The sequence below is a fragment of the Alteromonas sp. G4i13 genome (assembly GCF_054960505.1).
Genome location: NZ_JBHNYX010000015.1, coordinates 51,606 through 64,064 on the forward strand (window position 1 = coordinate 51,606; position 12,459 = coordinate 64,064).

Annotated in this window: 9 protein-coding genes; 4 read left to right on the forward strand and 5 right to left on the reverse strand. The window is 43.4% G+C overall.

The window, feature by feature from the left end:
• Positions 1 to 29: 29 nt before the first annotated feature.
• Positions 30 to 782 carry a YdcF family protein gene (locus tag ACFI6J_RS09340; protein WP_041449860.1) on the reverse strand — a complete coding sequence of 251 codons (753 nt, stop codon included), beginning with the start codon at positions 780 to 782 and terminating at the stop codon, positions 30 to 32.
• A 62-nt stretch (positions 783 to 844) separates the two neighbouring features.
• Here ACFI6J_RS09340 and ACFI6J_RS09345 point away from each other — a divergent pair, with 62 nt between their 5' ends.
• Positions 845 to 1,615 carry a S1 family peptidase gene (locus tag ACFI6J_RS09345; protein WP_014979857.1) on the forward strand — a complete coding sequence of 257 codons (771 nt, stop codon included), beginning with the start codon at positions 845 to 847 and terminating at the stop codon, positions 1,613 to 1,615.
• Between the two features lie 241 nt (positions 1,616 to 1,856).
• On the forward strand, positions 1,857 to 2,873 hold the full coding sequence (locus tag ACFI6J_RS09350; RefSeq protein ID WP_014979856.1) for an NAD-dependent epimerase: 1,017 nt from the start codon (positions 1,857 to 1,859) through the stop codon (positions 2,871 to 2,873).
• A gap of 33 nt (positions 2,874 to 2,906) precedes the next feature.
• Here the strand turns inward: ACFI6J_RS09350 and ACFI6J_RS09355 are convergent, their stop codons facing one another.
• The 4 genes from ACFI6J_RS09355 to ACFI6J_RS09370 form a co-directional block, all read right to left on the reverse strand.
• Positions 2,907 to 3,791 carry a patatin-like phospholipase family protein gene (locus ACFI6J_RS09355; RefSeq protein ID WP_014979855.1) on the reverse strand — a complete coding sequence of 295 codons (885 nt, stop codon included), beginning with the start codon at positions 3,789 to 3,791 and terminating at the stop codon, positions 2,907 to 2,909.
• A gap of 397 nt (positions 3,792 to 4,188) precedes the next feature.
• Positions 4,189 to 6,384: a malate synthase G gene (locus ACFI6J_RS09360; protein ID WP_462586064.1), complete on the reverse strand. Its 2,196-nt coding sequence runs from the start codon at positions 6,382 to 6,384 to the stop codon at positions 4,189 to 4,191.
• Between the two features lie 98 nt (positions 6,385 to 6,482).
• Positions 6,483 to 7,427 (reverse strand): LysR family transcriptional regulator, encoded by a 945-nt coding sequence (locus tag ACFI6J_RS09365; protein ID WP_462586065.1) that lies wholly within the window; start codon positions 7,425 to 7,427, stop codon positions 6,483 to 6,485.
• A gap of 282 nt (positions 7,428 to 7,709) precedes the next feature.
• Positions 7,710 to 9,305, reverse strand: coding sequence for an isocitrate lyase (locus ACFI6J_RS09370; RefSeq protein ID WP_110289249.1), 1,596 nt, complete (start codon positions 9,303 to 9,305; stop codon positions 7,710 to 7,712).
• A 437-nt stretch (positions 9,306 to 9,742) separates the two neighbouring features.
• Between ACFI6J_RS09370 and ACFI6J_RS09375 the strand changes: the two genes are divergently transcribed.
• Together ACFI6J_RS09375 and ACFI6J_RS09380 are read left to right on the forward strand one after the other, a co-directional pair.
• Positions 9,743 to 10,702, forward strand: coding sequence for a chemotaxis protein CheV (locus ACFI6J_RS09375; RefSeq protein WP_239239245.1), 960 nt, complete (start codon positions 9,743 to 9,745; stop codon positions 10,700 to 10,702).
• Between the two features lie 233 nt (positions 10,703 to 10,935).
• Positions 10,936 to 12,414 carry an alkaline phosphatase gene (locus tag ACFI6J_RS09380; RefSeq protein WP_462586066.1) on the forward strand — a complete coding sequence of 493 codons (1,479 nt, stop codon included), beginning with the start codon at positions 10,936 to 10,938 and terminating at the stop codon, positions 12,412 to 12,414.
• Positions 12,415 to 12,459: the final 45 nt, after the last annotated feature.

The window sequence follows — 12,459 nt, forward strand, 5'->3', positions numbered from 1 at the left end:
TTTTCGATAATTTGCCTAATCCTTTTATACTATTTTTCCAAAACATGGTATTTCACTATTGCCAAGTATTCGTATATCGCTCTTCTAGTGCGCTCTAATGCTAGAATTGAAGGAAGTGAAAGAAAAGGATTTAATTCTCCAGAGCTTTGAAAATCAACTTGAAAAATCTCTGAGCTTATATCAGCGTTTTTTAGTATCTGAGCTAATCGATATTGGTGAGTGGCGCTTGTTATGGTTACTAGAGTTATGTGGCCAAATCTAGTTTTTAATGCTTCAACCTCTGATAGTGAGTCGGTACCTTCAGGTATTGAAATCACTTTATCAGGCGTTACCCCTAATGTTTCAAGAAATTGCTTTGCTTTTTCTGAATATTTAACATCTTTATCAGCAAGGAAGCTTCCCCCCGTAACTATAATCGGGATTTTCAATTCATCAGAAAAAATCTTAGCTTGAATCAACCGTTGGATTGAACACTCGTGCCAACGCGAAACTTCTGGTAGATCGTATTGCGTTTGATAATAGCATGCAGGAACAAATATAGCGTCACTTCTAGTTAAATCGGATGAATGATAGCGTTTGCTGTTGTACTCTAACGGATAAAGTAAAACGTTTGCCACCCATGGTTGAGAGCAAACCATCAACACAAGTACACCCATTAACAAAATTTTCTTCCCAGTGTTCAAATAATTTGCCCGTTTGAAAGCATATGACATAAGTATTAGCAATACGCTGATAGTTAGGGGGGATATCAAAAGCAGAATTATTTGTTTTAAAAAATCCATTGTTATCTTACGGTGTACCTTGGTTAAAGTTATTAAGCTAACGCTCAACTGGGAAAAAATACATGAAAACTTTAATTATTTGGATTTTAGTGCTGTTGGGATTACTGACTCAGAGTGTAGCAGCAGATAATGATGTAACCTCTTTTACTTCTATTGTGAAATCAGTCTCCAAAGGAACTGTTGCCGTAGCTGTCGATGCGCCAATTAAGCACAGTGCACCAAGGGTATTAGGGACGGGGTTTATTGTAGCAAACGGTTTTTTCGCAATTACAAATTATCACGTGGTATCTGAAGATTTAGACCCCACAATAGTTGAAAGTTACGTAGTCCTAAGTGGCGAAGGTACAGTAGTAAAAAAAATTAAAGCAGAAGTCTTAAAGATTGATCCTAAGCATGATTTAGCATTGTTAAAGTTGGACTCCCCCTTACCTGCATTGAAACTTGGAGATGATGAATTGTTAGAACCTGGGTCAGAAATCGCGTTAACGGGCTTCCCAATTGGCGCTATTTTGGGTTTATATCCTGCTACACACAGAGGGTATATTTCTGCAATAACGCCAGACGCAATCCCAGCGTTAAATAGCAACCAATTAACTAATACCATGATGGCACGCTTAAAGAACGTAAGCCTAATTTATCAACTGGATGCAATTGCTTATCCAGGCAACAGTGGCAGTCCCTTGTATGACCCTCGAACAGGAGAGGTAATTGGTGTAATAAACAAAGTTCTAGTAAAAGATACAAAAGAAAGTGCACTTGCTTCACCAACTGGTATTTCATATGCAGTACCTATTCGGTTTGTAACCACCCTGTTGAGGGGAGCAACAAATTAACTCTAGAACAGTAATTAGATATTTTATGGTGCATTATTTGCTAACTGTTTTTTATTTTCTTAATTCAAACTATAAAAACTTTGCCGACCAAGAGCTGAGCTTTATGTAGCATAGTTAACTGACAAGGCTAGTTTTATAGAAGTAGGTTGTATAAGACTTCTGTCGCTCGTTTGAACTAGAATAAAGCACGAGCGTATCAGTGATACTTTAATTTAAAATACGAAATCCAAGGGATTAATAAATGAAAATCTTAGTCACCGGAGCAGCTGGTTTCATTGGTGCAGCTGTATCGCAATACCTTATCAATCGTGGTGACCAAGTTGTCGGGATTGACAACATTAACGATTATTACGATGTGAATTTAAAGCATGCTCGTCTAGACGAGATTAAATCATCTACTGCTGCTGATTTATTTTCATTTATCGAGATGGGGGTAGAAGAGCGCGACAAAATGGCTGCGCTTTTCGAAGAACACAAGTTCGATAGGGTAGTCCATTTAGCTGCCCAAGCCGGCGTGCGTTATTCTCTTGAAAATCCTAACGCTTACGTCGACTCAAATATTGTTGGCTTTGTGAATATTCTAGAAGGGTGTCGCCATAATAACGTCGAGCATTTGGTGTACGCGTCATCTAGCTCGGTCTACGGTGCGAATGAGACTATGCCGTTTTCAGAACAGCATAACGTAGATCATCAAGTTAGCCTGTATGCCGCTTCTAAAAAAGCGAACGAGTTAATGGCGCATACTTACAGCCATTTGTATAACTTGCCTACCACTGGGCTACGCTTTTTCACTGTTTACGGCCCTTGGGGGCGTCCAGACATGGCGCTATTCAAGTTCACCAAAGCTATTTTGGAAGGGAAAACAATTCAGGTATACAACTTCGGAAACCACCGTCGTGATTTCACCTATATAGACGATATTGTTGAAGGCGTAATTCGATCATTGGATAATGTGGCTAAACCTAACGAGAACTGGGACGGTAGCAATCCAGACCCAAGCACAAGTAAAGCACCATATAAGGTATATAACATTGGCGCGCAAACGCCCGTACACCTTTTGAAGTTTATTGAAACCCTCGAAAGTGCATTGGGTATTGAGGCGAAGAAAGAACTTCTTCCTATGCAGCCAGGCGATGTGCCTGACACCTATGCTGATGTGTCGTCGCTCGTTGAAGATACTGGATACCAGCCATCTACCGATGTTGAAACAGGCGTAAAAGCGTTTGTCGACTGGTATCGCGACTTTTATAAAGTGTAAGCGCTTGCGACTTATAATTACTTTCTGAAACCGTTAAAGTGCACTGCTTCTCATAAATTCCGCACACTTTTTGGGCAAGAACTCTTTCGTGGTTGCATAACCGAGCTCAAAAAGTGTGTTCTTAATTTCAGGTGTAAGCGAAAAATCTACCGCGGAAATCTCCCCGGTATTCACCACCACCGTATTGTGCCAATACTTCGCATTGACGTACTCCCTGGATATTGCCGTCATAAACGTGCGAATAAGCATGCTGATGTATTGGGGCAGTTGAAGTAAGTTCTTTTTAATGGCCTTGCGTTTTTGTTCGGTGCTTTGCAGTCTGAAGCATACTGATGGCGTGCCATCGCCTCGCCAATCTTCAAACAGCGCATCTTCAGACAATATAGCGCCGTCTACTAGCAGGTGCTCTTTAAAGGGTTTGAACGAGAAGATGAGCGGTATCGACATAGAGTACCGCACTGCTTCTGACACTTTCATATCTGGAGAGGTTTGCTTGTTGAACAAAACTGGTCCGCCGCCGTTTACGTCGGTAGCGAGAATATGCAGGTTGAGTGGGAGGTCGGCAAACACTGCGCCTTCCAACTGTTCGTCAATCCATCGTTGAAATACGTCGCCAGAAGAAAGTCCGCCTTCCCGGAGTAATCTAACGAGTGAAAATTCAGTGAATTGCTTGAAATCAGTAACCAGTGCGAGTTCTCGCATTTGCTCCACAGTGTAACCTTTGGCATAAAGCGAAGCGATAATCGAGCCACCCGATACACCCACTAAGGTGTCGAAGCCTACGTTCATGTCCTGCAGCGCTTTAATGATGCCGATATGGGCGCTCAATCTTGTTCCTCCACCTGAAAAGATGGGCACAATTTGCGTGACGTTCGCCTGTAATAAATTATTCGGTATTGCTGCCGAGGCTATCTGCATGTGCATACTCCAAACTAAGGAGGCTTTGCGCTAAGTGTTTAGTTCCAACGGAATAACAAACGCTGCGCCCCACACCATAAAAGCGTAGTTTACTCATGCATTATCAGCAAAGTATCAAGGGGGAGATAAGCGATATCTTTAGTCTAAAGTGTTGCCATATCACTACACAGTTCGCTTTTGAGTGTGTTTGCGAAGTGATTTCACGTGTCGCGACAATAAATGCAAACGCATTAGTAATACGCCAGCAATAAATAAAAAGGCTCACTGCTGTTTACTAACAGAGTGAGCCTTATTCAAATGCGTCTGATGAGGCTTGAAACTAGCTAGCTGATTCTTTGGTATTTTACCGTATGGAATATAGCTTTTAGTTTCCAATTCTTAGCCCTCATATTTTGTGCTAGCTCGCCGCAAGTTTTGCCTTCATTTCGCGGCGACGGGCGTGCAGTAAGGGTTCTGTGTAACCGCTAGGCTGCTCTTTACCTTTGAAGATTAGATCGCTTGCGGCTAAGAAGCCAATTGAGCTGTCTAAATCAGGTGCCATCGGGATATATTCAGGGTCGCCGGCATTTTGCTCATCTACCAGAGTCGCCATACGAGTCAAAGACTCTTTTACTTGATCGACACTTACAATACCGTGCTCAAGCCAGTTAGCGATGTGCTGAGATGAAATACGTAACGTCGCGCGGTCTTCCATCAAGCCTACATTGTTGATGTCAGGAACTTTCGAGCAGCCTACGCCTTGGTGAACCCAGCGTACAACGTAGCCCAAGATACCTTGAACGTTGTTATCAATCTCACGTTTTATGCTTTCACGTGTTAGCGTAGAAGCGTCCTCCAAAAGTGGAATGGTCAAAATATCGGCAAGACCATCGAAGTTTTGATCTAACGACTTTTGAACGTCAAATACATTTACATCGTGATAATGAAGCGCATGTAGTGTCGCAGCAGTAGGAGAGGGTACCCAGGCAGTATTCGCGCCGGCCTTCGGGTGGCCGATTTTAGTACTCATCATATTTTGCATTTCATCAGGTATAGGCCACATGCCTTTACCGATTTGTGCTCTGCCTGAAAGGCCACAACGAAGGCCTACGGCAACGTTGGCAGTTTCATAAGCCTTGATCCACGCCATTGATTTAAGCGCGGCTTTTTCTGCGAAAGGCCCTGCAAGCATTGAGGTATGAATTTCATCACCAGTTCTGTCTAAGAAACCCGTGTTAATGAACACAACGCGTGAAGTAGCCTCGGCAATACATGCTTGTAAATTGATACTTGTGCGGCGTTCTTCATCCATTATGCCCATTTTAAGGGTGTTAGCTGGAACATCGATAATCGCTTCGATAGCGCCAAACAATGCGTTAGAGAATGCAACTTCTTCTGGCCCGTGCATTTTAGGTTTAACAATATAAATACTGCCTTCGCGGCTGTTTTTAAATTTGCTGTTTCCTAAAAGATCATGCTTTGCGATAAGTGAAGTGACTAAACCGTCCATGATCCCCTCTGGCACTTCTTCGCCGTCAAAGAGCATAGCATTGTTAGTCATAAGGTGGCCCACGTTTCTAACAAACATAAGGCTTCGACCAGAAAGTACTAGTTCGCCATCTTTTAGCTCGTCTTGTGAAGCGTGTTTAGACGGCTGGTAGCTTCTATCGTCATGCATAGCGCGAACAAGCTGCTTGCCGCCCTTTGTCATTTCAATGCTTAGAGAGCCTTTCATTAAGCCTAACCAGTTGCTATACACCAAGGTTTTGTCTTCAGCGTCAACAGCAGCAACGGAATCTTCGCAGTCCATAATGGTGGTTAATGCAGCTTCAACCAGTACGTCTTTTACGTTTGCGGCATCGCTCTCGCCAATAGGGTGAGTCGGGTCTAGTTGAATTTCAAAATGCAGACCGTTGTGTGCAAATAGCAGGCTTGACGGTGCGCTAATGTCACCTTGGTATCCTTGCCATTGCTCTGTGTTTGCTAAGGTGGTTTCATCGCCGTCGATAAGAGTGATCGCCAATTTACCCGATTCAATCTTATACTCAGTAACGTCAGCGTGGCTGCCTTTCGCAAGGGGGATCATGCTATCTAGATAGTCTTTCGCTTTCGCAACTACTTTGGCGCCGCGTACGGGGTTGTAGCTTTTTCCCGCTTCTGCTCCACCTTCATTGCTGATGACATCAGTGCCGTATAGTGCGTCGTAAAGGCTTCCCCAACGGGCATTTACCGCGTTAAGTGCATAGCGAGCGTTATTGATTGGCACGACTAGCTGAGGGCCTGCCATTGTTGCTATTTCGGCGTCTACATTTTGTGTTTGTGCACTTACTTGTGACGGCTGCTCAACAAGGTAACCAATGCTTTTTAGGAAGTCGGTATATTCGTTTCCGTTTACTGGGTTACCAGCTTTATGATAATCGTCGATAGCGCGCTGAAGCTGTTCTCGCTTTTCTAATAGTGCGCGATTTTGAGGAATGAATTTTTCGAAGAGGGTTTCTGCACCTTGCCAAAAGGTGTCTTTATCTACGCCTGTGCCAGGAAGTGCCTGTTCATTAATAAAGTTATCGAGTTGTTCGGCAACCTGTAATCGGCCTCTAGTAATATATCCTTGCATAACTACCTCTATACATTTGTCTGTTCACCCAGTGTAGTGTGTATAGAGATAGTTTTTTAATTTATGGTTTGTATTTCTGCCATATATTTTGTGAATGTTTAACCCGCATTCATTTCGCTAGCTACATCGCTGATTAAGCGGCGCAACCAAATGTGACCTGCGTCGTGGTGAAGTAGGGCACTCCACGCCATTTTTAGCGCAATAGGTGGTATGTCGAAAGGCGGCTCTTTAATCACCACATCAGGGTCGTGTTTGAATAAACGTGCCGCTTTGCTTGGTAAGGTAGCAATGAGTTTTTGCTTTTTCGCAATCTGAAGCGCTGCATGGTAATGACGAGTAAATACGCGAATAGCACGCTGTTTGCCAATTTTTGTAAGCTCTGCGTCAACCCAACCCAATTTTTGTACTTCATTTGGATCAATACCTACACCCACGCCAAACCCAGTTTTACTTACCCAAATATGCTGGGCACTCAAATAGCCTTCTAGGTTGCATCTTTCTACTAGCGGATGGTCGGAACTCATTACGCAGCTAAAGGTGTCATACCAGATAACTTTTTGGTGAAACGACAAAGGCAATTCATCGAAGCGGTTAATTGCCATGTCCACTTTACCTTGCTCGACATCGTGAAACGTCACGTCACTCGGCGTAATAAGGTCAAGCGTAATATTGGGCGCTAAATCCGCCAGTCTTCCAACAAGTTCAAGTAACAAGGTACTCTCTGCATAGTCACTGGTCATAATGCGGAAGGTTCGGTCGCTGGTTAACGGATCGAAATCAGTCTCGGGTTGAATAGAGCTTTCCAATCGACTAAGCACATCGCGAATAATGGGTTGTAGTTCAAGCGCGCGCTTAGTGGGGGTCATCCCATCGCTGGTACGAACTAAAAGTGGATCTTTAAATAGATCGCGAAGGCGCTTCAGGCCGTTACTCATTGCTGGCTGAGTAATGCTTAGCTGGTTTGCAGCTTTCGTTACACTTCCTTCGCGCAACAGCACATCTAAATAAACCAATAAATTCAGGTCGACCTTCGCTATATTCATTATTCTAATGCTCTTTTTAAACCTAATTAAACATAGCTATTATAAAGCTTTTTTATTTCAATGTCAGATAAGCGTTTAGTCTTAAATTGGCCGCCGTTATACCTATAAGGTATTGAAATATAGTTGGTATATTGTTTTTTTATGAAATTTAGAAAAATATGGCTTTTTTTGTTTTATGCAAAAAGCATAAGTGAAGTGAATGACGCGCACAAAAAAGGGCACCCGAAGGTGCCCTGTAGGAAAGGTTGGGATGCTTTCCGTTTAACTCATTGCCTGTTTACGTTATACGTCAAACTGGTTCATGGTGTTATCTTCACCAGACGCTTTAAGTGCACCTTCACCAGAGAAGTACTCTTTGTGTGTATCACCTAGGTCAGAACCTGCCATCGCTTGGTGCTTAACGCACGCTAGACCTTGGCGAATTTCTTGACGCTGAACACCGCGAACATAAGCAAGCATACCTTCTTCACCGAAGTAACCTTTTGCAAGGTTGTCAGTAGACAGCGCTGCAGTGTGGTAAGTCGGTAGCGTGATAAGGTGGTGGAAGATACCCGCTTCGCGTGCTGCGTCAGCCTGGAAGCTCTTAATCTTCTCGTCCGCTGCTGCTGCAAGTTCGCTGTCATCATAGTCAGCAGACATAAGTTTCGCGCGGTCGTAGCCAGATACGTCTTTGCCTTCTTCTGTCCAAGCATCAAACACTTGCTGACGGAAGTTAAGCGTCCAGTTGAATGATGGAGAGTTGTTATAAACCAGCTTTGCGTTTGGTACTTGTTCGCGAATAGCGTTAACCATTTCAGCAATTTGGCCAACGTGAGGTTTTTCAGTTTCAATCCAAAGCAAGTCAGCGCCGTGCTTAAGTGACGTTACGCAGTCAAGTACTACACGGTCAAAACCTGTGTTGTCTTTAAAGCGGAACAAGCCGTTTGGTAGGCGCTCAGGTTTAACCAGCTTGCCACCTTGTTTAAGCACCAAATCACCTTCAGTTAGGTCTTCAACACCCGCAACTTCGGTAGTTTTAAGGAACGCATTGTACTGAGCAGCTAAGTCGCCTTCTGATGTAGATACTGGGATCTTCTGAGTAAGACCAGCACCTAGTGAGTCAGTACGTGCAACAATTACACCTTCATCAACACCTAGTTCAAGGAATGCATAGCGTACTGCATTGATTTTCGCTAGGAAGTCTTCGTGTGGCACGGTTACTTTACCGTCTTGGTGACCACATTGCTTCGCGTCCGATACTTGGTTCTCAATTTGGATACAGCATGCACCTGCTTCAATCATTTGCTTTGCAAGTAGGTAGGTTGCTTCTTCGTTACCAAAGCCCGCATCGATATCTGCGATAATTGGAACTACGTGAGTTTCGTAATTGTCGATTTCAGCTTGAATCGCAGCTACATCACCACCGTTTTTCTTCGCGTCGTCTAGCTTGTGGAAAAGGTCGCCTAATTCACGCGCATCTGCTTGGCGAAGGAAAGTATAAAGTTCTTCGATAAGCGCAGACACTGATGTTTTTTCATGCATTGATTGGTCAGGAAGAGGACCAAATTCAGAGCGAAGTGCTGCTACCATCCAGCCTGAAAGGTAAAGGTAGCTTTTGTTAGTTGTGCCTTGATGCTTTTTAACTGAAAGCATTTTTTGTTGGCCTACGAAGCCATGCCAGCAGCCTAGTGACTGTGTGTACTGAGACGAATCTGCGTCGTATTCAGCCATGTCTTTGCGCATAATGCTTGCAGTGTAGCGAGCAATGTCTAAACCTGTTTTAAAACGGTTTTGAACCTTCATGCGTGCAGCGAATTCTGGGTTGATACCTTCCCAAGTTCCGTTTTGTGCTGCCTTTAATGTGGCGAAGTTATCAATGTCTTGTTGATATTGCGACATGAGCGTCTCTCCCGACTATAATTAAAATACTTAACGTTGTTTATGTTTACGCTGTAGGGCGTTCCCGTTGATTCCATTTCATCCTAGTGCCGGATTTGGAATAATAGAAATATATATTTTGCATTGCGGTCATTTATTTTGTGAATGACTGGCGCCGAGAGAAGTCTAGATACTGTAAATCTTTGACACCTATGTTTGATGGTTTTAAGGCAATGGGGCAGCAGTGGGGTAAGAAGTGGTCGGTAATAAATAACTTACGTAGGTTGCAAATGCTTGCTGGTGTTGACTATTTCGTCTGTCTATTAGCTAAAAGGGTAATAGCTTTGCCGGTGTGAGCAAGGTAAATTTAGGCGTAAAGCTTCACGCTAAATAATCTTGTCCGATACGAGGGCGCTTTTGTTTTAGCTTGTTGATATATAATATGAAAAGTGGGTGTTATGAGTAGTAGTGTATTGTCGTCAGTTGACCAAAGAACCAAGCTTGTTGGCGAAAACAGGCTTGAGCTTTTGATGTTTCAACTGGGAACGCGACACATTTTTGCCATGAACGTCTTTAAAATTAAAGAAGTTATAAACGTACCCAAGCTCAATATAATGCCGGGTTCACATCACAACCTGAAAGGCGTGATGAACTACCGAGGAAGCTCCATTCCAATTATAGACTTGCGTCAGGCAATCAAAATGCGCGGTGCAGCTACGCAAGCAACAGCGAAGAATGTCATTATCACTGAATATAACAGAAGCGTGCAGGGCTTCATTATTGGTGAAGTGAAAAACATAGTGAATACATCGTGGGGAACCATTCAACCACCCCCTAGCGGCATTGGAAAATCCAATTATTTAACCGCCATAACTCAGGTGAATGTTGAGGGTAAACAAGAGCTGGTAGAAATCATCGATGTTGAAAAAGTACTCGCGGAAATCATCGATTACGACACATCTATCTCTGAAGAAGTGCTAGATAAAGACATTGTTAACCACTTCTTAGGCAAGAAAGTGTTGATAGTAGATGACTCAAGCACAGCAAGAAAACAGATTAAAGATACGTTAGAGCAGCTAGGTATAACAATCATCGAACGTAAAAACGGCGCTGAAGCGTTAGCGCTGCTGACGAAGTGGGCCGATGAGGGGAAGAATCCAACCGACGAAATTTTGCTAATGTTTACCGACGCAGAAATGCCAGAAATGGACGGCTATCGGCTTACTTCCGAAGTGCGTAACGATCCTCGTATGAGCAATTTATTTATAGCACTCAACACATCATTAAGCGGAAGCTTCAACGACGCCATGGTAGAAAAAGTTGGATGCAACAGGTTTATCTCCAAATTCCAGCCCGACATGCTCGTTGACGTGGCACAACAGCGCATGCGCGAATACCTCTCATCACAAAATAAGTAGTCGCTTCCTTCTTAAAAGTTGCTAATTTAATGAGATGACCATCTGGTCATCTCATGCTTGCGTTATTTTGTCCAAAAGCTTTGAGCATCTTGCCAGCCTGCTTTACACTATTGCATCTTATCGCTTTGCTAACACCATTATGATCACCAAAGAATCATTCGCGATAGTGTCGTTATTGTTGTATCTGCGGGTATCCAGGCCAGTAGGTACCTTACTTACTCAGGGAAGTTTAAATGATTAAACAATTTGTTCGCACATCACTACTAAGTTGTGCGTCTATTGCTGTTCTTGCGGGTTGTGGTATCACTGAATCTATGACCGAATCAGCAAGTGCAACCGGTACGCAAACTAAAGGTGTACCGAAAAATATAATAATGGTTGTAGCCGACGGTATGGGGCCTGCCTATACCACGGCTTATCGTAATTATGTAGATGACCCGTCAACACCGAAAATCGAATCGGTTGTGTTTGACGATATTTTAGTGGGCAATGCTTCCACGTATCCTGCGCAAGTATCTGGTTACGTTACTGATTCAGCCGCTGCTGCAACCGCTCTTGCTACTGGCGTTAAGTCATACAACGGTGCAATTGGTGTTGATGTAAATAAACAACCAGTAAACTCTGTTATGTACCATGCTAAGAGTAAAGGCATGCGTACTGGTTTGGCAGTAACGTCTCAAATTGTTCATGCGACACCTGCGTCATACATTGCGCATAACGAAAGCCGTAAGAACTACAACGAAATAGCTGAAGATTTCTTTGATGTTCGCGTGGACGGTAAGTTTGTCGCTGACGTGATGCTAGGCGGTGGAACGTCTTACTTTGAACGCGATGACAGAGATATTTTGGCGCAGTTTATTGATGCTGGCTACGAATATGCCGATTCATATAACCGTCTGGCTTCAGTGCCTGCGGGAAGTAATGTTCTCGGTCTGTTTGCTCCAGTAGCGCTGCCTGCGGTATTAGATGACAAGCGCAAAAATCGTCTTGAGTACCTAACTCAACATGCTATTAAACACTTAGAAAACGACAATGGGTTCTTTCTTCTCGTTGAAGCAAGCCAAGTAGATTGGGCTGGTCACGCAAACGATATCGCGTCTGCCATGGCTGAGATGCACGATTTAGCGCAAACCATGGAATATTTGCGAGATTATGTAAAAGCACACCCTGACACTCTTGTTATCTTGACGGCGGATCACAGCACAGGTGGCTTAACCATTGGCGCAAACGGCGACTACCGCTGGAGCCCTGAACATCTTAAGTCTATGTCAGCCTCGGTAATGACAATTGCTTTAGAGATGGCAAATGAAGAGAACCCTGGCGAATTTGTGGCGCAGAAGCTTGGCTTGTCGTTGAATGAAGAAGAGCTTGCCACGCTAGATAGCGTATCAAATCAAGATGATGAAACTCGCTTCATGGCAGTAAAAACCTTCTTAGACACCAAAACAAACACGGGGTGGACAACAGGCGGTCACACTGGTGTAGATGTTGAAGTATTTGCTTTTGGTGCTGGTTATCAATCGCTTATGGGGCAAATTGATAACACGGATATTGCAAAAACAATCTTCAGTTTTATCGATAAAAAACAGCCAGTAATAATCGATTCCGATTCAAATAAAGTATCAGAAAAGGTATCGACCAACATTGAGCTTACGTCAGACGAAGATGATGATGGCTTGTGTGACTTTAAGGAAGATTGGCGCTGCAACTAATCGCTACATTGTTTGTATAGAAATTAAAGCGCCAGCGTTTTTATA

Bases quoted from the DNA above. Each gene is read 5' to 3' on its own strand.
- ACFI6J_RS09340 (WP_041449860.1), bottom strand. From the start codon at position 782: ATGGATTTTTTAAAACAAATAATTCTGCTTTTGATATCCCCCCTAACT.
- ACFI6J_RS09350 (WP_014979856.1), top strand. From the start codon at position 1,857: ATGAAAATCTTAGTCACCGGAGCAGCTGGTTTCATTGGTGCAGCTGTA.
- ACFI6J_RS09345 (WP_014979857.1), top strand. From the start codon at position 845: ATGAAAACTTTAATTATTTGGATTTTAGTGCTGTTGGGATTACTGACT.
- ACFI6J_RS09380 (WP_462586066.1), top strand. From the start codon at position 10,936: ATGATTAAACAATTTGTTCGCACATCACTACTAAGTTGTGCGTCTATT.
- ACFI6J_RS09365 (WP_462586065.1), bottom strand. From the start codon at position 7,427: ATGAATATAGCGAAGGTCGACCTGAATTTATTGGTTTATTTAGATGTG.
- ACFI6J_RS09355 (WP_014979855.1), bottom strand. From the start codon at position 3,791: ATGCAGATAGCCTCGGCAGCAATACCGAATAATTTATTACAGGCGAAC.
- ACFI6J_RS09360 (WP_462586064.1), bottom strand. From the start codon at position 6,384: ATGCAAGGATATATTACTAGAGGCCGATTACAGGTTGCCGAACAACTC.
- ACFI6J_RS09375 (WP_239239245.1), top strand. From the start codon at position 9,743: ATGAGTAGTAGTGTATTGTCGTCAGTTGACCAAAGAACCAAGCTTGTT.
- ACFI6J_RS09370 (WP_110289249.1), bottom strand. From the start codon at position 9,305: ATGTCGCAATATCAACAAGACATTGATAACTTCGCCACATTAAAGGCA.